Below are 23,266 nucleotides of genomic sequence, written 5' to 3'. Positions count from 1 at the left end.
TGGAGTCATGAGGGACGAACCGCCCCGCAAGAAGTTGCTGCCGACCACCGGTGTGGTGCTCGTGCACGACTTCTGTCGCGCTGCAGGCATCGACCAGCCGCGCCTGCTGGAGCTGGCTGAGGCGGGCGTGGTCTCCCTGCTCTACCGCAGGGGCGAGCCGTTCGGCCTGCTCGACGACCGGCTGCCGTCCGCTGCGGAGCTGGGCGAGGCAGGCGTGGACGTCCCGCAGGACTACCTCAACCGGCTGCGGCACGACCTGCCGGAGGACGCGTCACCGCGGCCGCAGGATGCCTCGTGGACGATGGGCTGGGACTGACCTGACGCTCATGGGCGGCTGCTCGGTCCGTCCGGTTCCGTGACGCCGGCCCGTCTGGTTCCACCGCGTGCCCTACAGGTGGTCCGGCACGATGAGCGCGTCCGGGTCCTGCCGCGGCGGCAGGTGCGAGAGCACCTCCTGCACCAGCCCGACCCGGTGGTCGAGGTAGGCGTCGCGGTCCTCGGCGGGCTGGGCCTCCCAGGAGCCGTCACCCTGCGAGCGGTCCCACTCGGCGGCCAGCAGCGGGCCGGCGACCGAGGCGACGGTCTCGTCGTCGTACTCCGCGCGCGTGCCCGGCTCCACCGTGACGTCCGGCAGTCCGACGAGCACCGGCAGCACCTGGTCGCCGATGAGGGTCAGCGTCTGGAAGCGCGTGAACCTGTCCAGCTCCTCCCACGCGGCCTTCGCCTCGTCGGGGTCCTCGGCCAGTCCGGCGCGCACGGCACCCTGCAGCGCGGTCGTCATCTCGTGCTCGGTGAACCTCACTCCCTCATCCTCCCCGGCGCCACGCCCACGCCCAGCACCGCCTCGGTGGTGAAGCACAGCTCGTCGTCGACGACGAGGGCCCGCACCTCCTGCTCGTACGCCGCCCGCAACCGCTCGCGCACCTCGACCGGCTGCGCGGCGACCGTCGCCCCGATGCCACCGATGCCGGCAGCCGCGCCGTCCCACAGCTCGTCGACCGGGCCGCGGTGGGTCCAGGTGATCGGGTGCGCGTCGGCGTCGAGCCCGGCATCGGCCAGGAGGTCCTGCAGACCCTGCACGGTCCGCGGGAAGTCGAGGTGCTCGGGCAGCCGCACGCCCGGCGCCGGGACGACCCCCACGGCGTCGAGCACCCGCTGCCACATCCGCGACTGGGCGTTGGCACCCGACGGCCAGATCGTCGCGAGCACGCGACCGCCGGGCGCGGTGACACGGGCCAGCTCGGCGACGCCCGCGCGCGGATCGTCGAGGTGGTTGACCACGAACGCGGCGACCACGAGGTCGAAGGCACCGTCCTCGAAGGGCAGGTCCGGCAGGCCCACCGTGAGCCCGGCCATCTCGGGGTCCGGGTCGACCGCGACGACGTGGGCTCCCGCCCCGCGCAGGACCCGCGCCAGTCGACCGTCCCCGGCGCCGACGTCGAGCACGCGCCGCCCGGTCAGCGGTCGGAGCGCCGACAGCAGCGCCGGGTGCGCCCCGGCGCACAGCCGCGCGCACGTCGCGGCGTACGCCGCCGCCTGGCCCTGGCCACCCCACCCACGAGACATGCCCCCACCTTTTCAGGCACCTCCACGAAGCGGCCCTACCCGATCAGGCGAGAGGACTGTCGGTGCCATCGGACAGGATGAGCGGGTGAGCAGGGGTGCCGACGTGCTGGAGGAGTTCAGCGAGCCGACGCGGACGTGGTTCCGCGCAGCCTTCGCCGAGCCCACCCCTGCCCAGGTCGGCGCCTGGCAGGCCATCGGCGCCGGCAAGCACGCGCTGGTGGTGGCCCCCACCGGCAGCGGCAAGACGCTCAGCGCGTTCCTCTGGTCGCTGGACCAGGTGCTCACCGGCACCCCGCCCGAGGACCCGCAGGAGCGCTGCCGCGTCCTCTACGTCAGTCCGCTGAAGGCGCTGGCCGTCGACGTCGAGCGCAACCTGCGCGCCCCGCTGACCGGCATCCGCCACACCGCCGAGCGGCTGGAGACCAGCGTCTCCGACGTCCAGGTCGGCGTCCGCTCCGGCGACACCAGCGCGGCCGACCGGCGACGCCTCTCCACCAAGCCGCCCGACATCCTCATCACCACGCCCGAGTCGCTGTTCCTCATGCTCACCAGCCAGGCGCGCGAGTCGCTGCGCGGCGTGCGCACGGTGATCATCGACGAGGTGCACGCCGTCGCCGGCACCAAGCGCGGCGCCCACCTCGCGCTGAGCCTCGAGCGTCTCGACGCCATGCTCGACTCCCCCGCCCAGCGCATCGGCCTCTCCGCCACCGTGCGCCCGCTCGAGGAGGTCGCCAGGTTCCTCGGCGGCAGCGCCCCGGTCGAGATCGTCGCCCCGCCCTCGAGCAAGGAGTGGGAGCTCTCCGTCGTCGTCCCCGTCGAGGACATGACCAACCCCGGCGGCGTCCAGGACCTCGACGACCCCGACGGCACCGGCGACTCCGAGGGCGGCGGCCGCGACAACAGCCTCTGGCCGCACGTCGAGGAACGCGTCGCGGACCTCATCGAGGCCCACCGCTCCACCATCGTCTTCGCCAACTCCCGGCGTCTCTCCGAGCGGCTCACCGCCCGGCTCAACGAGATCGCCGCCGAGCGCGCCGGCGTCGAGCCGGAGCCCGGCGACGTGGTGCCTCGACAGCAGACGCGGATGCCCGCCGAGGTGATGGCGCAGTCCGGGGTCTCGACGAGCTCGACCGACAACCCGGGGGCGCCGGTGCTGGCCCGCGCCCACCACGGCTCGGTCTCCAAGGAGCAGCGCGCCCTCATCGAGGACGACCTCAAGCGCGGTCGCCTGCCCGCCGTGGTCGCCACCAGCAGCCTCGAGCTCGGCATCGACATGGGCGCGGTCGACCTCGTCGTCCAGATCGAGTCCCCGCCCAGCGTCGCCAGCGCCCTGCAGCGCGTCGGCCGCGCCGGCCACCAGGTCGGCGAGGTCTCCCGCGGCGTGCTCTTCCCCAAGCACCGCGGCGACCTGGCCCAGACCGCCGTCGCGGTCGAGCGGATGCGCACCGGCGCCATCGAGTCGATGCGGGTGCCGACCAACCCCCTCGACGTCCTCGCCCAGCAACTCGTCGCCGCCACCGCCATGGAGGCGTGGGACGTCGACGCCCTCTACGACCTGGTCCGCCGCGCCGCGCCGTTCACCGGTCTGCCGCGCTCGGCGTACGACGCCGTGCTGGACCTCCTCACCGGTCGCTACCCCTCCGACGAGTTCGCCGAGCTGCGCCCGCGCATGGTGTGGGACCGTGTCACCGGGCAGCTCACCGCTCGTCCGGGCGCGCAGCGGCTCGCGGTCACCAGCGGCGGCACCATCCCAGACCGCGGCCTGTTCGGCGTGTTCCTCGTCGGCGGCCCTTCGACAGGCTCAGGGAGCGGTGGCGGGGGCGCCCGGGTCGGCGAGCTCGACGAGGAGATGGTCTACGAGTCCCGCGTCGGCGACGTCTTCGCGCTCGGCGCGACCTCGTGGCGCATCGAGGACATCACCCACGACCGCGTCCTGGTCACCCCGGCCCCCGGCATCCCGGGCCGGCTGCCGTTCTGGAAGGGCGACGGCCTCGGCCGCCCCGCCGAGCTCGGGCAGGCCGTCGGAGCGCTGGTGCGCGAGCTCGGCTCCGTGCCGCGCAAGCAGGCGGAGGCCCGGGTCCGCGAGCAGGGCCTGGACGAGTGGGCCTCGACCAACCTCGTCGACTACCTCCACGAGCAGATGGAGGCCACCTCGGTGCTGCCGAGCGACCAGACGCTGGTGGTCGAGCGGTTCCGCGACGAGCTCGGCGACTGGCGGCTGGTGCTCCACTCGCCGTACGGCACCCAGGTCCACGCCCCCTGGGCGCTGGCGATCAACGCCCGGCTGCGGGAGCGGTTCGGCGTCGACGGGCAGGCGGTGGCCAGCGACGACGGCATCGTGGTCCGCATCCCCGACACCGACGCCGAGCCGCCCGGCGCCGACGTGGTGGCCTTCGAGCCCGACGAGATCGAGGAGATCGTCACCGCCGAGGTCGGCGGCTCCGCGCTCTTCGCCTCCCGGTTCCGCGAGTGCGCCGCCCGCGCCCTGCTGCTGCCGCGCCGCGACCCCGGGCGTCGCTCCCCGCTGTGGCAGCAGCGCCAGCGCTCGGCCGCGCTGCTCGAGGTCGCCTCGAAGTACCCCTCCTTCCCGATCGTCCTCGAGGCCGTGCGCGAGTGCCTCCAGGACGTCTACGACCTGCCCAGCCTGGTCTCGCTGATGCGGCGGGTGGAGCGCCGCGAGGTCTCCGTCGTCGACGTCCCCACCCACGCGCCGTCGCCGTTCGCGCGCTCGCTGCTCTTCGGGTACGTCGCCCAGTTCGTCTACGAGGGCGACTCCCCCATCGCCGAGCGGCGGGCCGCGGCCCTCTCCCTCGACCAGGGCCTGCTCGCCGAGCTGCTCGGTCGCGCCGAGCTGCGCGAGCTGCTCGACCCCGCGGTGCTCGAGGAGGTCGAGGCCGAGCTCCAGCGCACCGCCGAGGACCGTCGGGTCCGCGACGCCGAGGGTGTCGCCGACCTGCTGCGGCTGCTCGGCCCGCTGACGACCGAGGAGCTGGTCGCCCGCTCGGTGCCCGACGCCGACGTCAAGCAGTGGGCGCTCGACCTGGCCACCGCCCGTCGGGCCGTCGAGGTCCGCCTCGGTGGCGAGGAGCGCTGGGCCGCCATCGAGGACGTCGGCCGGCTGCGCGACGGCCTCGGTGTCCCCGTCCCGCCCGGCACCCCCGACGTCTTCGCCGACCCAGTCGAGGACCCGCTCTCCGACCTTGTCGCCCGGCACGCGCGCAGCCACGGCCCGTTCACCGCCGAGGAGGTGGCCACCCGGCTGGGGCTCGGGGTCTCCGTCGTCCGGCTGACCCTGCAGCGCCTGGCGGCCCAGGGGCGCGTGCTGGATGGTGAGTTCCGACCCTCCGGCGCCGGCACCGAGTGGTGCGACGCCGAGGTGCTGCGCAAGCTGCGTCGCCGCTCGCTGGCCCGGCTGCGCAAGGAGGTGGAGCCGGTCGAGCCCGAGGCGCTGGGCCGCTTCGGCACTGCCTGGCAGCACGTCTCCGGCAAGCGCGGCCTGCGCGGCCTCGATGGCCTGCTCGCCGCGGTCGACCAGCTCGCCGGCTGCGCCGTCCCCGCCAGCGCCCTGGAGCCGCTCGTGCTGGCCTCCCGGGTCCGCGACTACGAGCCGGCCATGCTCGACGAGCTCACCGCCTCCGGCGAGGTGCTGTGGGTCGGCCACGGTGCGCTCGGCAGCAACGACGGCTGGGTCAGCCTGCACCTGGCCGACCAGGCGCCGCTCACGCTGCCCGAGCCGGTGCCCTTCGACCACAGCGAGGCCGCCGAGGCGGTGCTCGCCGCGCTGGCCGGCGGTGGCGCGTGGTTCTTCCGCCAGCTGGCCCAGCAGGTCGAGGCCGCCGGGGTCAGCGCCACCGACGACGTCCTCACCAGGACCCTGTGGCAGCTGGTGTGGTCGGGCCGGGTCGCCGGCGACACCCTGGCCCCGCTGCGGGCGCTGACCCGGGGTGGCGGCACCACCCACCGCACCAAGCGCGCGCCCGCGCGTCCGCGCTTGGCCTCGACCACCGGCTCGGCCGGCCGGCTGCGCGCCACCGGCGCCCGCACCGGTCCGCCCGAGACCGCCGGGCGCTGGGCGCTGCTTCCCGAGCTCGACACCGACCCCACCCGCCGGGCCCACGCCGCCGCCGAGCACCTGCTCGACCGGCACGGCGTGATCACCCGCGGCGCCGTCGCCAGCGAGCGCATCCCCGGCGGCTTCGCGGCGGTCTACAAGGTGCTGGCCGCCTTCGAGGACTCCGGACGCTGCCGCCGCGGCTACTTCGTCTCCGGCCTCGGCGCCGCCCAGTTCGGCACCGTCGGCGCCATCGACCGGCTGCGCACCTTCTCCGAGCCCACCACCGGCCCGGACGCCGCCCCCACGAGCAGCAGTGATGCCGAGGTCGTGTCGGTCGCCCTGGCCGCGACCGACCCCGCCAACCCGTACGGCGCGGCCCTGCCCTGGCCCGAGCGCTCCAGCGCCGAAGAGGGCGGGGCCGGCCACCGCCCCGGCCGCAAGGCCGGCGCCCTCGTCGTGATCGTCGACGGACGCCTGGTCCTCTACGTCGAGCGCGGCGGCAAGACCCTGCTCACCTTCAGCGACGACCCCCAGCTGCTCGGCCTGGCTGCCCGTTCCCTCGCCGACGCCGCGGCCCGCGGGGCCCTGGGTCGGATGACGGTGGAGAAGGCCGACGGCGAGCCGTTGCTCGGCTCCGGCACCACCCCGCTGCGCACCGCGCTGACCGAGGCCGGCTTCGTCTCCACCCCGCGCGGCCTGCGCCTGCACCCCGGCCCCGGGCGCCGCTGATGCCCGAGGGCGACACCGTCTTCCGGGCCGCCCGGCTGCTCGACCGCGAGCTGTCGGGCCGCCGTCTCACGCGCACCGACTTCCGCGTCCCCCAGCACGCGACCACCGACCTGTCCGGCGGGCTGGTGCTCACGACGCTGCCGCGCGGCAAGCACATCCTGACCCGCATCGAGCACGACGGTCTGGCCTGGACGCTGCACACCCACCTGAAGATGGAGGGCGCCTGGCGGGTCCTCGACCACGGCCGTCGCTGGCCGCGGCCGGCCCACCAGGCCCGCGTGGTGCTGGAGTCCGAGGCCAAGGTCGCGGTCGGCTTCAGCCTCGGCGTCGTGGAGCTGCTGCCCACCGACGCCGAGCTCGGGGTCGTGGGTCACCTCGGCCCCGACCTGCTCGGCCCGGACTGGGACGAGCCAGAGGCGCTGCGGCGCCTGCTGTCCCAGCCCGACCGCGAGGTGGGCGACGCGCTGCGCGACCAGACCAACCTCGCCGGCCTCGGCAACATGTACGTCGCCGAGCTCTGCTTCGTCTCCGGGGTGCACCCGCGGCGACCCGTCGGCGAGCTGACCGGCCTGCCGCGGATGCTGCGGCGCGGCAAGCAGATGCTCGAGCTCAACAAGGAGCGGGCCGTCCAGTCCACGACCGGCGACCTGCGCGAGCGGGAGCGGATGTGGGTCTACCGCCGCGACCGCTCCCCCTGCCGCCGCTGCGGCACCCCGGTCGCCGTGGACATGCAGGGCCCGGCCGGCAGGGAGCGGGCGATCTACTGGTGCCCGCGCTGCCAGCCGGAGACCCCCGCCTGACCACCGGGGCCGGTCTCACGGCCGGGTGAGCCAGGCGATCCCCTCGATCTCCACGTCCTTCTTGCTCAGTGTGCGGATCTCGAGCTTGCCGCTGCGTCGCTTGTCGAGGTGCAGCAGCAGCACGACGTGCTCCTGGGTCTCGTCGGTCTTCAGCGAGTAGCGGCCGAGGTCCCGACGCCCGAGGTCGACGGTGATCGAGCCCGCCTTGCGGCCGGTCGAGACGACCAGCGCGAGCACGTCGGCCCTCTTGACCTTGCTCTTGGTGGTGAGCAGCGCCCCCCGGGGGTCGCTGCGCCACAACGAGCCGCCGAAGGCGGACTCGGTCTTCACACGTTTCCAGCCGGTGAGGTTCTTCAGCGTGCCGGGGCCGTAGGGCACGGCGACGACCGCGCGCACCGGGGTCGTGTCGATGTTCCCGGCCTCGTCCACTGCAGCGGCCTCGAGCACGCGGGTGCCGCTCTTCACACGGGCGAGGTCGACGGCCCCGTCCGCGCACGGCAGGGCCTTGCCGTCCAGCGTGCAGCGGAACGTCGAGCCGGCCTCCGACGACAGCAGCGAGGCCGACAGCCGCTTGCTGGACAGGATCTCTGCCGGCGCCGTCACGAAGGAGGTCTCCGGCGCCACGTCGTCGACCACGGTCACGACCAGGTCGAGCGCCACGTCGTCGGTCGGGTCGTCGGCGGCGTACGTGCCGGTGACGACCGTGCCGACGGTGATCGTGCGCGGCTCCCCGGTCGGGGTGATCGTGCACGAGGCGGTGGCGGCCGCCGCGGTGCCGGCGGTCGTGGCCGTGCAGAGCTCGCCGCCGTCGCGGTCGACCAGCGTCACCGCAGCGGTGCGCGGGTCACCGGCCGAGCCGTCGTCGGGCTCGGCGAGCGCGACGCTCAGCGTCACCGGCTCGTCGAGCCGAGCGACGCTCGGGCCGGTCCACCGCACGTCGAGGTCCTCGGGCGTCACGGTGACCGGGAAGGACTCCTCCACCAGCAGGTCCTCGGGACCGGTCACGGTGACCGTCGCCTCCGCGGTCCCCGGTGCGTCGGTGAGGCCGCCGACCACGCCGAAGACGCCGCTGCCCCCGCGGCGCACGGCGCTCACGCCGCTGATACCGGTCACCGCGACCTCGAGCGCGTCGAGCGTGTCGGCATCGGCGCCGGTCACCTCGACGGTCAGCGGCTCGCCCTCGGTGTCGAGCAGCGGGTCGGAGTGCTGCACCGCGGCGGAGGCGGGAACGGTGAGCCGTACCGGCGACTCGATCGTGAAGTCGGCGCGGTTCACGTCGTAGAAGTAGTTGTCGACCGCCTCGATCCGCAGCCGGGCCCGCTCGGTCGCTGTCCGCGGCCAGGTGACCTGCTCGCTGCCGTCGTTGGCGGTCGTCGCCAGCACGGTCGGGAAGGTCGCGCCGCCGTCGGTGGAGAGCAGGATCCGCACCTGCGGGGCGTACGCCGCAGCGCTGGTGCCCGCGACGTCCCAGGTCACGGTGCCCGGGGTGCCGCCCTCCACGACCGTCGCGGCAGGCTGGGAGGTGACCCGGAACGGGCCGGCCGACCCGACGCTCAGCGTCACGTCGTCGTACTGCGTCCCGCCGCCGGTCGCGAAGCCGTCCCGGGCCGTCAGCCGGAACGACAGCGACCGGGTCGCGGTGGGCAGCCGCTCGGAGTAGCACTCGACGACCTCGGGCGCGAGCACCTCGCCGGAGGCCGCCGGGCAGGACCCGGTGGCGGCGTTGGTGTTGCCGCTCAGCACCTGCGCGAGGTCCGGGAAGGAGCGGCTCGGGTCGTCGGTGGCGAGGTTGAGGTCCGGGGAGCCGTAGGTCAGCGACTCCTCCCGCGAGACGTCTGCAGCGGTGCCGAAGACCCGGAACAGCGGCCCGGAGGCGGTCGAGCTGCTGGTGAGCTGGGTCCCGGTGGTGCCGCCGGTGTCGTTCTGCTCCCACAGGTAGGTCAGGGCGTCACCGTCCGCGTCGGTCGCGGAGCCGGTGAGCTCGAAGGGGGTGCGCAGCGGGATGGTGCGGTCGGCCGGGGCGGTCACGGTGGGCGCGTGGTTGGCGGTCTCCTCGACGAGGAAGCCCTGGTTGGTGCCCGGACCGCCCTGCACCTGCACACCGGTCGTCGCCGTGAAGCCGGGCGCGTCACCGGTGACGGTGACCCGCTCGACGTCGACGCCGCGGCCCGCCGAGACGTTGAACTGCAGCGTGAAGCCGTCCGCGCTCACGGGCGGCAGCAGCGCGTCGTACCCGACGACGGTGGGGCGGAAGCCGGTCAGCCGGTAGACGGTGCTGGAGATGTTGAGGGAGTTGTACTCCAGGAAGGACGTGCCGATCGTGATCGGCTCGGCGCCCGGGTAGTGGAAGGTCAGCTCCTCGACGTCGTCGAAGCCGGTCATCGAGATCGTCTGGACCTCGTCGAAGACGCCCGGGGAGTCGGTGACGTGCGCGGTGACCTCGTCGATGGTGCGTTGGGAGAAGGCGGGGTCGGTGTGCGGCTGGAGGTCGTCGGTGTCGCAGATGCCGGCGTAGGCCATCACCGAGGAGCCCGAGCCGGGCTCGACCGAGGTGCCGCCGTTGCGGTTGCCGCCCGAGCACGCGCCCTGGGTGCCGTTGAAGGTGTGGTTGCCGGCGAACTGGTGGCCCAGCTCGTGGGCGACGTAGTCGATGGCCATGAAGTCGCCGTTCGGGAACGGCAGGCCCGTGCAGCCGCCCGCCTTGTCTGCACCGCCCACGGCGCCGAGGTAGGCGACGCCGCCGCCGTTGATGCCGAGCATCAGGTGACCGACGTCGTAGTGGTCGGCGCCGATGATCTGCCCGGCCACGAACTGCATGCGGGTCAGCAGGGCCCCGCTGCAGCCGCCGGTCTCCGGGTCGAGGTCGGCGGCGTCGAAGCAGGCGCTCGCGCCGCACGGCCCATCGGGCCCGGTCGCCTTCGCCGCGGTGTCGAGGCTGAGCGCCTCGCTGCCGTCGACCAGCACCATGTGGATGGCGAGGTCGTCGTTGTAGATCTGGTTGACCCGGTTCATCAGCACCGCCTTCTGGGCGAGCACGATGTCGGGGTCGGCCGGCTGGCCACCGCTGCCGAAGTAGCGGGCGTAGGCCGGGTCGGTGACCAGCGCCAACCGGAAGGTACGCCGCTCGACCAGCGCGCCCGGAGCGGTCCGCGCGGCCGCGGGCAGCCCGCTCGCGCGACCGGGCGCGGCGGCGCGGATCAGCCCCTCGGCGACCCGGTGCAGCTCGTCCTCCCCGGGCAGCGCGGCCCGGTCGTAGACCACGTGCGTGGTCTCCCCGGGCGCGTCGACCGCGGGGTCGACCGACCAGGCGCCCTCGGGGCCGCGGACGGAGGCGTGGAAGCCGAGCGGGGTGACGTCGAGCCGCACGGAGGAGCGCGGGTCTCCGACGACGTGGCCGGCGTAGGTGCGGATCTCCGGGTGCGCGGCCTGGAGGCCTGCCTGCAGGACCGGGTCCTCCACGACCGACAGCGTGCGGGCGGCACCGTCCGGGCCGGGCACCTGCACCCGGACGCTGCGGGCGCCGGGGGCCGCACCAGCCAGCTGGCGCGCGAGCCCGGCCACGTCGAGGCGGTAGGCCGCGTAGGTGTCGGGGCGCACCCGCACCGGGGCACCGTCGACACGGTCCGCAGGTGGCAGTGCGTAGCCCTCCACCGCGGAGAACAGACCCACCCGACGGTCGGTGTCGCGGCTCCCCCCGTCGCCGATCGTCTCCGCGGTGGCCGGCGCGACCACCAGAGCCGGGAGCACCAACCCGAGAGCGGCGACCAGGAGCAGCACGAGGGGCGTGGGGCGCACGCGGGTGAGGGGCACGCCGGGGCAACGACCCGCGAGGGCGCGCGGTTACGTGAGGATCAGGCGGCGGAGGCGACCGAGGCGGCCACGCGGGCGTCGACCGGCAGCACCGGGATCGGGGTGGGGGCCATCGCGGCCTCCTCGAGCGCCACGGCGTCGGAGACCGAGCGCAGCACCGAGGACAGCGGCACGTCGAGCGCACCGCACAGCGAGGCGAGCAGCTCGGAGGAAGCCTCCTTCTGCCCCCGCTCGATCTCGGAGATGTAGCCGAGGCTGACACGCGCCTCGGCGGAGACCTCGCGCAGCGTCATGCCCCGATCCACGCGGTGGGCGCGGAGCACCTCACCCAGGAGACGTCGGAACAGCACCATGGCTCAACGCTACCGGACGCCGTGACCTTCCCGGGTGGCTATCCCCCGCTGGTGGACCGCCCGGGAGCAGTCTTTGCACGGTCCTCACGCCCTGCGAGGGCACGACACGACGTGCACCCACGCTCAGCACGGCTCCGTGTTCGCTGAGAGCAGAACGTCGACCAGCATGTCGAGCGCGGCAGAGACCGTCCCCGCGCGCACGTCCTGCCGGTCGCCGCCCAGCGTGAGCCGGCGGTGCGTCTCCACACCCGGGCCGACCAGACCCACGAAGACCGTCCCTGCCGGCTTGCCCTCCTGCAGGTCCGGCCCCGCGACCCCGGTCGTGGCCAGCGCCCAGGCGGCCCCGGTGCGGCTCGCTGCCCCGCGGGCCATCGCCTCCGCGCACGCCGCGGACACCACGCCGTCCGAGGCGATCAGCTCGGCGGGGACGCCGAGCAGCCGCTGCTTCAGCTCGGTCGCGTAGGTCACCAGCCCCCCGACGTACGCCGCGGAGGAGCCGGGCACGGCCGTGACCGCGCCCGAGAGGAGCCCCCCGGTGAGCGACTCGGCCGTCGCGAGGGTCTCGCCGCGCTCGCGCAGCAGGCGCACCACCTCCATGGCGGGCTCCATGGCGGGCTCCATGGCGGGGCTCGCACCGTCGTCGACCATGGGGGTGAGCGTGGCACACGTAGGTTCGAGGCATGGCGCTGCGCATCGAGGACTACGCCCTCATCGGAGACCGCCGCGGCGCCGGGCTCGTCGGCACGAACGGCTCGATCGACTGGCTGTGCCTGCCGCGCTTCGACTCCCCCGCCTGCCTGGCAGCCCTGCTCGGCACCGAGGAGCACGGCTTCTGGCAGTTCGAGCCGGTGGGTGACTACGCCGTCGAGCGGCGCTACGTCGGTGACTCCGCGGTGCTCGAGACCACCTTCCGCACCGAGGACGGCGAGGCGACGCTGACCGACCTGATGCCGCACACCGCCGGCCGCGCCGACGTGGTCCGGGTGCTGTGGGGCGTCAAGGGCCGCGTTCGGTTCACGCACACGTGGCGGGTGCGGATGGACTACGGCCACGTCCGTCCGTGGGTGCGCCGCGCGGAGGCCGGCGGTGAGCCGGTCATCACGGCGATCGCCGGCCCCGACACCCTCGTGCTGCGCGGCCCCGACCTCCCGGTCGCGGTCGACCACACGCACCAGGGCGAGGTCGAGGTCGAGGAGGGCCACGAGCTGCGCTTCTCGATGACCTGGATCCCCTCCCACCGCTCGCTGGAGGACCTCGCCGCCCACGAGGACGTCATCAACAAGACCGTCGAGGCCGACGAGGGGTGGGTCGACGCCTGCCGCGACGACCTGCCGCACCTCGAGGTCGTCAAGCGCTCGCTGCTCACCCTGCGCCTGATGACCCACGAGGAGACCGGCGGCATCGTCGCGGCACCGACGACCTCGCTGCCCGAGTGCTTCGGCGGCACGCGCAACTGGGACTACCGCTACTGCTGGCTCCGCGACGCCGCTCTCACCCTCGGCGCGCTGATCGAGGCGGGTTTCACCGACGAGGCCACGCTGTGGCGCGACTGGCTGCTGCGCGCCGTCGCCGGCGACCCCGAGGACCTGCAGATCATGTACGGCGTCGACGGCGCCCGACGGCTGCCCGAGATCGAGCTCGACCACCTGCCCGGCTACGAGGGCTCCACCCCCGTGCGCGTCGGCAACGACGCCGTCGGCCAGCTCCAGCACGACGTCTTCGGCGAGGTGATGGACGCGCTGGCCCGGGTGCGCGAGCACGCCACCGACCCCGACGGCAACGCCTGGTCGCTCCAACGGGCGCTGGTCGGCTCCCTGCTCGAGCACTGGGAGGAGCCGGACCGGGGCATCTGGGAGATCCGGGGCGAGCCGCAGCACTTCACCCACTCCAAGGCGATGGCCTGGGTCGCGGTCGACCGCGCCGTCCGTGCCGTGGAGACCTACGGCCTCGAGGGCGACGTCGAGCGGTGGCGGGAGGTCCGCGACCGCGTGCGCGCGGAGGTGCTCGAGCACGGGTACGACGAGGAGCGCGGCACGTTCGTCCAGCACTACGGCAGCTCCGAGGTCGACGCCTCCCTGCTGCAGCTGGCCGCCTTCGGGTTCATCGAGGGCGACGACCCCCGGATGCTCGGCACCATCCGCGCCATCGAGGAGGACCTGATGCGCGACGGCCTCGTCCTGCGCTACCGCACCTCCTCGGGTGTCGACGGCATCGAGTGCGACGAGCACCCGTTCCTGGCCTGCTCGTTCTGGCTGGTCTCCGCCTACGCCGCCGCCGGCCGCGTCGACGACGCCCACGCCCTCTTCGACCGGCTCGTCGGTCTGGTCAACGACGTCGGCCTGCTCGCCGAGGAGTACGACCCCGGCGAGGGCCGGATGGCCGGCAACTTCCCCCAGGCCTTCAGCCACCTCGCGCTGGTCCGCGCCGCCTTCGACCTCGCCGACGCCTCCACCACCGGCTGACCCGACCACCGGTCGAGCAGGCGAGCGCCAGCGAGCCGCCCCCTGCTGGCCGGGCCCCCTGCTGGTCGAGCAGGCGAGCGCCAGCGAGCCGTCGTCGAGACCCCAAACGCCGACAACCAACCGCCCCCCACAGGGCGACTGGTGGGTTCCTCGTGACCCCCTTTCACGGCACGCCCTCCGGTCCGGTTCGACTACTGGGTCACCGTGGGTGGGCGTCTGGACGTTCGCGCTGCAGCAGGCCCTTCATTTATCGAAGACACGGTTGCCGTCCGCTTCGCTACCGGCACCTGGTTGCGCGCCGCTCGCATGCCTTGCGGCACGTCGAGGTGCTCGCTCGGGTTGCGGCTGGATCGTCCTCCACAGATTCACTTCGGAGCCCTCACGACCATTCCATTCGAACACTTGTTCTAGTAGAATCTGGTCATGGCACTCGGGCACCACGACACCACTGCGCAGGGCTCTCCTGCAGTGTCGACCGGTGACCTCCTGTCCCTGGCCGTCGCGCAGAAGCAGGCCGCCGACGACGCCGACCGCCAGCTCTTCATCACCATTGCCGCCTGGGCCGACCGGCACACCACCGGCGCCCTGCTCCCCGACCTCTACGGCACCTACGGGCTGGCCGACGACGACGCACTGACCGAGGCCGAGAACGCCTGGGTCTCCCGGTTCGGGATGTCGGGTGCCGACACCATGCTCGAGCTCGCCGGGCCTGGTGCCCCCGAGGTCTCGGAGTTCGCGGTCATCGAGCTTGCCGCGGCGTTGGGCCGTTCCACCGACTCCGGGCGGGCCCTGCTCTCTGACGCGGTCGAAGCCCGCTACCGACTGCCGAAGATCTGGCAGCGACTCCTCGACGGCCAGGTGCAGGTCTGGCGGGTACGGCGGGTCACCGAGGTCACCCGTCAGCTCACCGCCGACGCTGCTGCGTTCGTCGATGCGCACCTGGCCCACGTCGTGCACACCGCCTCGTTCGCCACGGTCAAGCGGCTCGCGGCCGAGGCGGCAGCACGGTTCGACCCCGAGGGATGTGAGATGGAGGAGGTCGACACCGCCGCGTCTCTGCACGTCACCCTCGACCTCTCGACCGCGTGGACCATCGGCACCGCCAACGGCGTCCCCCTGTCCGGCCTGCTGGACCGCGCCGACGCCGAAGAGCTCGAGCACGCGATCCGCACCATCGCCGAGCAGCTGCTCGCCGCCGGATCCACCGACACCCTCGACGTCCGCCGTGCCAAGGCCCTGGGCTACCTCAGCCGCGGAGACCTCACCCTCGACCTCGCTGATGAAGGTGGTCGAGCAGCGACGAGCGCCAGCGAGGAGCGGGCGTCGAGACCACCCCGCTCGAGCCGTCCCCGCCAGGTCGTCCTCCACCTCCACCTCTCAGAAGCCGCGCTCCGCGGAAACGAAGGACCCGGCACCCCCGAGGTCGACCCTGACACCGGCCGGCTCGGTCTCCACCTCGCCCGCCTCGAGAACCACCACCAGACCCTCACCGCCGACACCGTCCGCGAGTGGCTCGCCGTGCCCGGCGCCAACATCGTGGTGAAGCCGGTCATCGACCTGGCCGACCAGATCGCCGTCGACTCCTACGAGATCCCCGACCGCATCTCCACCCGGGTCAAGCTCAAGCGCACGACCTGCGTCTTCCCGCACTGCACCCGCACCTCAGCCAAGGTCGACCTCGACCACATCGAGGAGTACGTCCCACCCGACGAAGGTGGACCACCCGGCCAGACATCAACACAGAATCTCGCCCCCTTGTGCAGACGCCACCACCGAGCCAAGACCCACCCATCCCCCGACGGGCAGTGGGACTACCAGCAGCTCACCCCCACCACCTGGCTCTGGACCAGCCCCCACGGCATCCGCATGCTCGTCCACCCCGACGGCACCACCGAGCTCTGAACGCACGACAGCGCCGGCCGCGACCGAGGTCGCGACCGGCGCTGCGGCGTGCAGTGCCGCTGTCGCGGCAGAGCCTGCCGAGATCAGCGACGGACGGTCAGCACCTCCGAGGTCTCGGAGGCGGAGACCGCGTCGTCGCCGGCGTACGCCGCGGTGATGGTGTGGTCACCGGGGGTGCCGAACGGGTTCGGCAGGTGCAGGTTCACCCGCCCGTGCTTGTCCAGCTCACCGCTGACCTCGACGCCACCCGCGGTGACGGTCACCGTGCCGGTGGGCACGCCTGCGTCGCTGGTGACCTCGACCTTGAAGGTCAGGTTCCCCTTGCCCGCCTTGGGCTCCTTCGGCCGGACCTCGAGCGCCACCGTCGAGGGCGCGGTCTGCGGGGCCTCCGGGACGAGGTCGAGGCCGACCTTGACCGGGTCGTGGTCGCTCGAACGGAACGGACCGGCGTCGTGGAAGTCGGTGCCGTGGTAGTTCCACCGGGAGTACTCCATGGCCACGGACTCACCGGAGTTGATGTTCCAGATGTCCACGCCGGTCACGGCTGCCAGGGCCGCGTCGTTGGCGAGCACGTGGTCCAGCGAGCCGGACAGGCCGCTGAAGGAGTAGGACCACTCCTCGTCTGTCGAAGCGGTCTCGGTGTCGGTGTAGCCGGCGTCGTGGAGGACCTGCATCGGGTCCTCCATCGAGTAGGCGTTGAAGTCGCCGGCGAGCAGCACCGCGTCGGTGCCGGTCTCGGCCGCGATGCCGGGGACCCAGGCCGCGAGGGCCTCGGCCTGCGCGATGCGGTCGGGGTTGGCGTTGCCCTGGCCGGTGCCGTCGTCGGCGCCGGAGCCCTTGGACTTGAAGTGGTTGACCACGAAGAGGAACTCCTCGCCGCCACCCACGGGCGCGAACACCTGGCCGATCGGCTCCCGGGCGTTGCCGAAGGCCTGGCCCGAGGCCGACTGGTCACCGAGTGCACGGGCCTCGCCCACCCGCTCGACGTTCGCCGGCTGGTAGATGATCGCGTTGGTGATGACGTCCTGCTCCGAGGCCGGCGGCAGCTCGTCGGACGACGGGTTGGCCGCCCACTTCTGCTCCCCCGCGGCCGCGTTGAGTGCGGCGACGAGCGCCTCGGTGGCCTCGTCGGGCTGCTCGCCGAGCGCGGCGGAGTTCTCGATCTCCATCAGGCCGACGACGTCGGCGTCGAGGGTGTTGATCGCGGCGACGATCTTCTCCTGCTGGCGCTGCAGGTCCGCCGGGTCCCAGGCGCCGCGCTGGTCGCAGCCGCCGCGCACGTTGTTGCCGTCGCCGTCACGGTCGACGTAGGCCAGGCAGCCGTTGTCGCCCACGTTGTCGTCGTCGGCGTCCCCGAGGGTGGTGAAGTAGTTGAGCACGTTGAACGACGCCACGCTCAGGTCGCCGCCGACCTCCTCGGGCGCCGCCGTGCGGGTGTTCTCGAAGACCGCCGGCGAGGTGCTCGTGTAGTCCGGGCCGCTGACCGAGGTCGTCGGCTGGAAGCGGTACGTCGGGTTGCTCGGCGAGCCGCCCTCGGTGAGCACCACCGGCTCGGTGAAGGTCGCCGCGGCGCCGACCCGGACCGGGTCGGTGTTCGAGACGTAGGGCGGCGTGAGGAACTGGCTGCGGGTGTAGTCGGTGCCCGACCCGTCGTCCAGCGTGATCGCCCGGGCGGCGTTGTCGGCCTCGACCGCGGCGATCGCGGCGAGGTCCTGCGCGTCGGCGACCTCGGTCGGCTGGATGAGCGGGGTGTCGCCCAGGGCCAGCCCGACCTCGCCGTACTGGTTGGTGGAGTAGGTGTTGGTGACGGTGAACCGCTCGCCGGTCGGGTCGAACAGCATCCCCTCCAGCGCCTCCTTCTCCGCGTCGGAGGCGGGCCAGGCACCGGCGTACGCCGTCACCGGCTCGGCCGGCTCGCTCAGCTCGACGACCCCGGCCTGCGAGGACACGACCTGGGTCTGGCCGGCGTACTCGGTGACGTCACCCGTGACCTGCACGTGGTCACCGGGCTCGACGGTGATGCTGCCGGCACCCTGGGGGAAGTAGACGAAGACGCCGTCGGAGCCGGCGCGCTCGGCCTCGCCGCCCGTGCCGGGGGTCTGGAGGTAGAAGCCATAGAGGAAGCGCGGCACCGCGGTCACGACGCCGGTGGTGACCACCTCGGTGCCCACGAGGGGGCTGGTCGAGCCCTCGCCCTGGATCTCGGCGATCGTGGCCTCAGTGGGCTCCGGGTCGGGGTCGGGCCCGTCGGAGGCGGAGTTCTGCGGGTCGGGTGCGCCGAGGGTGAACTCGGCGGCGTTGACGTCGCCGTCGGGGCTGGTCCGCGAGGCGGAGGTGGTGTTCGACGCCCCGGGGGTCTTCGTCGTCTCGAAGGTGTTGCTGTTGACGCCGAGGAGGTCGACGACGCCGGGCACCGAGGTGACCGAGCCGGTGCCGGGGTTGAGGGCGGTGGTGCCCTGGGTCAGCCACACCGTGAAGGCGGTGCCCGACATGGACACGTTGCCGACCGCGTCGGGAGTGGGCAGCGGGGTCGTGCCTCCGGCGCCTGCGCCCTGCTGGACCAGGTAGTGCCCGCCGGCGGGCACGATGCCGGAGAGCGGGGTGACGCCGGTCGCGGCGGCGGTGCCCCCGGAGGATCGGTACTGCACCGACATCCCGTCGACGCTGATCGGTGCGTCGGTGGGGTTGTGCAGCTCGATGAAGTCGTGGGTGAACGTGGCGCCGGCGTTGCCGCCGCCGCCGTAGGCCTCGCTGATGACGAGACCGGTGCTGACGGCCTGGGCGGGGGCCAGGCTCAGACCGGTGGCCAGGGTGGCGAGGCCGAGCGAGCCGGCGCTGAGCAGCGCGAGCCGGCGGCCTGCGCCCCAAGAGGTGGTGGGCACGGGTGACTGCCTTTCCGAGAGGGGTCCGGGAGAACCGACGGCGAACGCCTCCCGACCGTCCGGGGACGACCGGGAGGCGTTCGCTGTCAGGTGGTGCTCAGAGGTGCGGGTGCCGGGTCAGCGGACCTTGAACCGCAGGGTGTCCGAGGCATCGCCGTAGGAGACGGTGATGACCTGCACGCCCTTGTCGTCGAAGGGACCGACGCGGGTGACGGCCTTGCCCTTCTTGTCCAGCTTCACGGTCTTCTCGACACCGGCGCCGGAGAGGACGACCTTGCCCGAGGCGGGCTCGCCGTCGACCTTCACCGTGACGGTGACCTTGAGCTTCTTCTTGCCGGCCTTCAGCGGGCCCTTCGGGTTGCGCTTGGTCGTGATCTCCGCCATCGCGGGCTGGGCCTCGAAGGCGAGCGGCACGACGATCTCGGTGCCGGTCGTGCGGCCCTTCACCACCAGGCCCGCGGGGCTGCCGTGGTAGGCGGGCACGATCCCGGTCACCGTGGCGGTGCCGGTCTCGTCGTCGGGGTTCTCACTCACCGTCGGGTCGACCGCGAAGGCTCCCAGTCGCTTGTCGCCGATCCGGACCACGACCTCCTCGTCGGCGAGGGTGGCCAGACCCGCGCTGGGCGCGAGGACCAGTGACGAGAGCTCGAGGGACACCTCGTCACCCGGCGCGTACGTCGCGGGGGCACCCTCGGGCAGGACGACGCCGAGGGAGTCCTGGGCGTAGTCGACCGGCACGGCGGTGCCCGTCCCGAACTCGGCCATGTACGCCACCATCGACTCCAGGTCCACCTGGCCGGTGTCGCGGGGGTCGGCGCCCTCGGCGAAGACGGAGAAGTTGTCACCGCCGCCGGCAAGGAAGGAGTTGGCCACGACCGAGTACGACGTCTCGGGGTCGATCGCCTCACCGTCGAGCCACATGCCGGTGATGTGCTCACCCGCGGCCGCGGTCGGGTCGTAGGTCCACTCGAAGCCGTCGGAGGCCCCCAGGTGCAGGAACGGCCGCGAGGAACCGGCCGGCTGCCACTGCTGCTCCAGGAGCTCCTCGAGCTGCTCACCGGTCAGCGTCATCTTCACCAGGGTGTTGGCGAAGTTCTGCATGTCGGCGGCCTGCTTGTAGGTCAGCGTCGCCGGGTAGCCGCCCTCGGCCAGCCCGACGATGTCGGCGCGGAGGCCACCGGGGTTGATGAAGCCGATCTGGGCGTCGGCCGCCCACCGCTGGGCCTCGGCCACGAGGTGACCGGCGGTGGACTCGCCGCCACGGTTCTCGGTGGTGCCGTCGGCGCGCTTGGCCCGGGTGAAGGGCCCGGCGATCTCGCCGAGCGGCTCGGCCCCGAGCTCGTCGGCCACCTCCTGCGCAGCCTCGACGATCGCCTTCACCTCGGGGTCCTCGGCGAACGGGTCGGTGGTGCGACCCACGTTGATGATCTCGCTGCCGTCACCGACCTTGAGCGAGGGCTCGACCTGGCCGTCGGCGTCGACGGTGAAGGTGAGGCGGTTGATGTTGAGGCCGTACTGCCCGGCCGAGACCACCGGACGGGGCTTCAGGGGGGCGTCTGCGGGCGCGATGAGGCAGTCGTAGGCCAGGTGGGTGTGGCCGGAGATGATCGCGTCGACCGAGGAGTCGACGTCCTGCACGATCGAGCCGAAGTCGGTGTCGTCGGCCAGCGCGCCGATGGCGGCGCAGTCGGTGGTCGGGGCGCCCTCGTGCACCAGCATCACGATCAGGTCGACCCCGTCGGCCTCGAGCGCGTCGGCCTCGGTGTTGACCGCCTCGACGATGTCGGTGACCTCGAGGTCGGCGATGCCCGTGGGCGAGACCAGCTCGGGCAGGTGCTCGGTGACCGCGCCGATGAAGCCGACCTCGACGGCGGAGTCGCCCTCGCCGATCGTCTGGACGTACGTCGGCTCCAGGGCGTCCTCGCCGGAGTCCTTCATCTTCACGTTGGCGCCGATGTAGGTCCACTCGGCCCCACCGCGCGGGTTGGTCTCGGCGTCGAAGGGCGCCATGACCCGGTCCACCAGGTCGTCGTAGCCCTTGTCGAACTCGTGGTTGCCCACGGCGGACACGTCGAGGCCGGCGGCGTTGAGCACGTCGAGCGTCGGCTTGTCCTGCTGGATGAAGGACTCGAACGTCGAGGCGCCGATGAGGTCACCGGCGGCGGCGAAGATGGTGTTCTCCTCGCCGTACTCGGCGCGGACGGAGTCGACGGCGGTGGCGAGCTTCGCCGCGCCGCCGGCGTCACGACCGGCGAGCAGCCGCCCGTGGAAGTCGTTGATGCCGACGATGGTGACGTCGACCGGCGAGAGGGCGTGGGCGGCAGGGGCCTGGGCCACGAAGGTCGCCGAGGTGGCGGCGACCGCGAGCCCGAGGCCGGCCGCTGCGACGCGTCGGCGCAGCGGCGAGGACCCGGAGCGTGAGTGCACTGGGGGAACCCTTCAGGTGGGGCTGGTACGGACCAGCGCACCGTAACCCCGCCAGGGGGTCGTGCGACCTCCCCGATCGTGAACGTCGTGTGACGCCCCCACGAAAGCGGGGATCCGGTGAAGGGTTGCCATCCGGGGACCGTCCGGATGGTCAGGTGTTGCCTCTGGCGCCGCAGGGCGCCGCGTGATCTGGTGAGGGGTTGGGTCAGCCGCGCAGCTGGTGGCGCTGCTTCCAGACGTCGCGGTAGAACTCCCAGCCCGACCACAGCGTCAGCGCGACCGCGACGGCCAGCAGGCCCTGCGAGACGTAGAAGAGGACCTCGCCCGGGGTCTGCAGGGCCGAGGGCAGGTCGGGGTCGCGCAGCGGCAGCACCAGCCCGCCCAGGGCCAGCGCCTGCGCGGTGGTCTTCCACTTGCCGAGGTCCTTGGCGGCGATGACGACCTTCGACAGCACCGAGAGGCGCAGCAGGGTGACGCTCCACTCGCGCACGAGCACCAGGATCGTGACCCACCACCAGATGTCGCCGACGATCGCCAGCCCGATGAAGGCCATGCCCGTGATCGCCTTGTCGGCGATCGGGTCGGCGATCTTGCCGAAGTCGGTCACCAGGTTGCGGGCCCGGGCGATGTCGCCGTCGATCTTGTCGGTGATCATCGCGACCGCGAAGATCGCGTAGGCGACAAGACGCCAGGTGCCCGACTCCCCACCGTCCACCAGCAGGGCCCACCCGAAGAAGGGCACCATCACGATGCGCAGGCTCGTGAGGAGGTTGGGCAGGTTCCAGTTGCTGGGCTTCTGGGACGTCTCGGTCACGTGCTCTCCTGGGTCAGGGGCGTCCGGTCAGGACAGGGGCCGGGCGATGAGGTCGATGCCGTCGGTGGCGACCACCTCGGCGCGGACGAGGTCGCCCACCGCGACGGTCGTGTCGTCGAGCCCGTCGAGCAGCGTCGTACCGTCGACCTCGGGGCCCTGCAGGGCGGCCCGGCCGACGACCTCGTCGTCCTCGACCGACTCCACCAGCACCTCGACGAGCTCGCCGATGCGCTCCTCGGCGCGCTCGGAGGTCAGCTGCTCGACCAGCGAGGTGACGTGCTCCGCGCGGGCCCGGACCTCGTCCTCGTCGAGCTTGTCGTCGAAGCCTGCGGCCTCGGTGCCGTCCTCGTCGGAGTACCCGAAGACGCCGGTGACGTCCATCCGCGCAGCGACGAGGAAGTCGCACAGCACCTGCAGGTCCTCCTCGGTCTCGCCGGGGAAGCCGACGATCACGTTGGAGCGCACGCCAGCCTCCGGCGCCAGGGCGCGGACCTGCTCGAGCAGCCCCAGGAACGACTCGGGGTCACCGAACCGACGCATCCTGCGCAGCACCGTCGCGCTGGCGTGCTGGAAGGACAGGTCGAAGTAGGGCACGACGCCCGGGGTCGAGGCGATCGTCTCGACGAGGCCGGGGCGGGTCTCGGCGGGCTGCAGGTAGGACACCCGCACCCGCTCGACGCCCTCGACGGCCGCCAGCTCGGGGAGCAGCGTCTCCAGGAGCCGGATGTCGCCGAGGTCCTTGCCGTACGACGTGGAGTTCTCGCTGACGAGGAAGAGCTCCTTCACGCCCTGGCCGGCCAGCCAGCGCGCCTCCTCGAGCACGTCGGTGGGGCGCCGCGACACGAACGACCCGCGGAAGGAGGGGATCGCGCAGAACGAGCAGCGCCGGTCGCACCCGCTGGCCAGCTTCAGCGAGGCCGTCGGGCCGGACTCCAGGCGGCGGCGGACAGACGCCGGACCCGAGGCGTGCCCGGGGACGGCGGCCGTGGACAGCGAGCGCTCGACCGGGGTGATCGGGAGCAGCAGCCGGCGGTCGCTGGGCGTGTGGGCCTGGTGGGACTCACCGGCCAGGATGCCGCGCAGCCGCTCGGCGATGTCGGGGTAGTCGTCGAAGCCGAGCACCGCGTCGGCCTCGGGCAGGGACTCGGCGAGGTCCTTGCCGTAGCGCTCGGCCAGGCACCCGACGGCGACGACGGCCTGGGCCTTGCCGCCGTGCTCGGTCTTGAGGTCGGCCGCCGCGAGCAGGGCGTCGACGGAGTCCTTCTTGGCCGCCTCGACGAAGCCGCAGGTGTTGACCACCACGGTGTCGGCGTCCTCGGCGTCCTCGACCAGGCGGAACCCCCCGGCCTCCAACCGGCCGGCGAGCTCCTCGGAATCCACGTCGTTGCGGGCGCAGCCCAGGGTCACCATCGCCACCGACAGCAGCGGACGCTCCTGGACGGGTGCGGCGGCGGTCGGGGCTTCGGT

The 23,266-nt window shown here is 73.0% G+C and carries 14 protein-coding genes; 5 read left to right on the top strand and 9 right to left on the bottom strand.

Annotation, left to right across the window (positions count from 1 at the left end):
* Positions 1 to 7 precede the first annotated feature (7 nt).
* Positions 8 to 316 (top strand): hypothetical protein, encoded by a 309-nt coding sequence (locus tag BKA05_RS07200; protein ID WP_179530825.1) that lies wholly within the window; start codon positions 8 to 10, stop codon positions 314 to 316.
* Between the two features lie 72 nt (positions 317 to 388).
* Here BKA05_RS07200 and BKA05_RS07195 read toward each other — a convergent pair whose 3' ends face one another.
* Entirely contained in the window at positions 389 to 802 is a 414-nt protein-coding gene (locus BKA05_RS07195; RefSeq protein ID WP_343045557.1) for a hypothetical protein, read from the bottom strand.
* Positions 799 to 1,566: a class I SAM-dependent methyltransferase gene (locus tag BKA05_RS07190; protein WP_179530824.1), complete on the bottom strand. Its 768-nt coding sequence runs from the start codon at positions 1,564 to 1,566 to the stop codon at positions 799 to 801. The genes BKA05_RS07195 and BKA05_RS07190 overlap by 4 nt, the downstream gene beginning before the upstream one ends.
* Before the next feature lie 85 nt (positions 1,567 to 1,651).
* On the opposite strand from BKA05_RS07190, the gene BKA05_RS07185 reads away from it, so the two are divergent.
* The gene (locus BKA05_RS07185) at positions 1,652 to 6,349 is read left to right on the top strand and encodes an ATP-dependent helicase (protein WP_343045556.1); all 4,698 of its coding nucleotides are present in this window, start codon (positions 1,652 to 1,654) and stop codon (positions 6,347 to 6,349) included.
* Positions 6,349 to 7,149: an Fpg/Nei family DNA glycosylase gene (locus BKA05_RS07180; protein ID WP_179530822.1), complete on the top strand. Its 801-nt coding sequence runs from the start codon at positions 6,349 to 6,351 to the stop codon at positions 7,147 to 7,149. The genes BKA05_RS07185 and BKA05_RS07180 overlap by 1 nt, the downstream gene beginning before the upstream one ends.
* A 15-nt stretch (positions 7,150 to 7,164) precedes the next feature.
* Here BKA05_RS07180 and BKA05_RS07175 read toward each other — a convergent pair whose 3' ends face one another.
* From BKA05_RS07175 to BKA05_RS07165, 3 genes are all read right to left on the bottom strand, one after another.
* Complete coding sequence (locus BKA05_RS07175) at positions 7,165 to 10,959, bottom strand: M12 family metallo-peptidase (RefSeq protein ID WP_179530821.1); 3,795 nt, start codon at positions 10,957 to 10,959, stop codon at positions 7,165 to 7,167.
* Between the two features lie 41 nt (positions 10,960 to 11,000).
* Positions 11,001 to 11,312, bottom strand: coding sequence for a helix-turn-helix domain-containing protein (locus BKA05_RS07170; RefSeq protein ID WP_179530820.1), 312 nt, complete (start codon positions 11,310 to 11,312; stop codon positions 11,001 to 11,003).
* A 123-nt stretch (positions 11,313 to 11,435) separates the two neighbouring features.
* Positions 11,436 to 11,960 (bottom strand): CinA family protein, encoded by a 525-nt coding sequence (locus BKA05_RS07165; RefSeq protein ID WP_246289771.1) that lies wholly within the window; start codon positions 11,958 to 11,960, stop codon positions 11,436 to 11,438.
* 32 nt (positions 11,961 to 11,992) lie between these two features.
* On the opposite strand from BKA05_RS07165, the gene BKA05_RS07160 reads away from it, so the two are divergent.
* Together BKA05_RS07160 and BKA05_RS07155 are read left to right on the top strand one after the other, a co-directional pair.
* On the top strand, positions 11,993 to 13,774 hold the full coding sequence (locus BKA05_RS07160) for a glycoside hydrolase family 15 protein (protein WP_179530819.1): 1,782 nt from the start codon (positions 11,993 to 11,995) through the stop codon (positions 13,772 to 13,774).
* A 423-nt stretch (positions 13,775 to 14,197) separates the two neighbouring features.
* The gene (locus BKA05_RS07155; RefSeq protein ID WP_179530818.1) at positions 14,198 to 15,676 is read left to right on the top strand and encodes an HNH endonuclease signature motif containing protein; all 1,479 of its coding nucleotides are present in this window, start codon (positions 14,198 to 14,200) and stop codon (positions 15,674 to 15,676) included.
* Between the two features lie 83 nt (positions 15,677 to 15,759).
* On the opposite strand, the gene BKA05_RS07150 is transcribed toward BKA05_RS07155, so the two are convergent.
* The 4 genes from BKA05_RS07150 to rimO all read right to left on the bottom strand — a co-directional run bounded on the left by BKA05_RS07150 (position 15,760) and on the right by rimO (position 23,221).
* On the bottom strand, positions 15,760 to 18,558 hold the full coding sequence (locus tag BKA05_RS07150; protein WP_179530817.1) for an ExeM/NucH family extracellular endonuclease: 2,799 nt from the start codon (positions 18,556 to 18,558) through the stop codon (positions 15,760 to 15,762).
* 117 nt (positions 18,559 to 18,675) lie between these two features.
* Positions 18,676 to 20,985 carry a 5'-nucleotidase C-terminal domain-containing protein gene (locus BKA05_RS07145; protein ID WP_179530816.1) on the bottom strand — a complete coding sequence of 770 codons (2,310 nt, stop codon included), beginning with the start codon at positions 20,983 to 20,985 and terminating at the stop codon, positions 18,676 to 18,678.
* Positions 20,986 to 21,190: 205 nt separating this feature from the next.
* Positions 21,191 to 21,799, bottom strand: coding sequence for a CDP-diacylglycerol--glycerol-3-phosphate 3-phosphatidyltransferase (pgsA, locus tag BKA05_RS07140; RefSeq protein ID WP_179530815.1), 609 nt, complete (start codon positions 21,797 to 21,799; stop codon positions 21,191 to 21,193).
* Positions 21,800 to 21,826: 27 nt separating this feature from the next.
* Entirely contained in the window at positions 21,827 to 23,221 is a 1,395-nt protein-coding gene (gene rimO / locus BKA05_RS07135; protein ID WP_218842704.1) for a 30S ribosomal protein S12 methylthiotransferase RimO, read from the bottom strand.
* Between the last annotated feature and the right edge of the window lie 45 nt (positions 23,222 to 23,266).

The sequence above is a fragment of the Nocardioides marinus genome (assembly GCF_013408145.1).
Lineage (GTDB): Bacteria > Actinomycetota > Actinomycetes > Propionibacteriales > Nocardioidaceae > Nocardioides > Nocardioides marinus.
This window is presented reverse-complemented; position numbering and strand designations above follow the sequence as displayed.

Bases quoted from the DNA above. Each gene is read 5' to 3' on its own strand.
- BKA05_RS07190 (WP_179530824.1), bottom strand. From the start codon at position 1,566: ATGTCTCGTGGGTGGGGTGGCCAGGGCCAGGCGGCGGCGTACGCCGCG.
- BKA05_RS07180 (WP_179530822.1), top strand. From the start codon at position 6,349: ATGCCCGAGGGCGACACCGTCTTCCGGGCCGCCCGGCTGCTCGACCGC.
- BKA05_RS07155 (WP_179530818.1), top strand. From the start codon at position 14,198: ATGGCACTCGGGCACCACGACACCACTGCGCAGGGCTCTCCTGCAGTG.
- BKA05_RS07165 (WP_246289771.1), bottom strand. From the start codon at position 11,960: ATGGTCGACGACGGTGCGAGCCCCGCCATGGAGCCCGCCATGGAGCCC.
- BKA05_RS07160 (WP_179530819.1), top strand. From the start codon at position 11,993: ATGGCGCTGCGCATCGAGGACTACGCCCTCATCGGAGACCGCCGCGGC.
- BKA05_RS07200 (WP_179530825.1), top strand. From the start codon at position 8: ATGAGGGACGAACCGCCCCGCAAGAAGTTGCTGCCGACCACCGGTGTG.
- BKA05_RS07170 (WP_179530820.1), bottom strand. From the start codon at position 11,312: ATGGTGCTGTTCCGACGTCTCCTGGGTGAGGTGCTCCGCGCCCACCGC.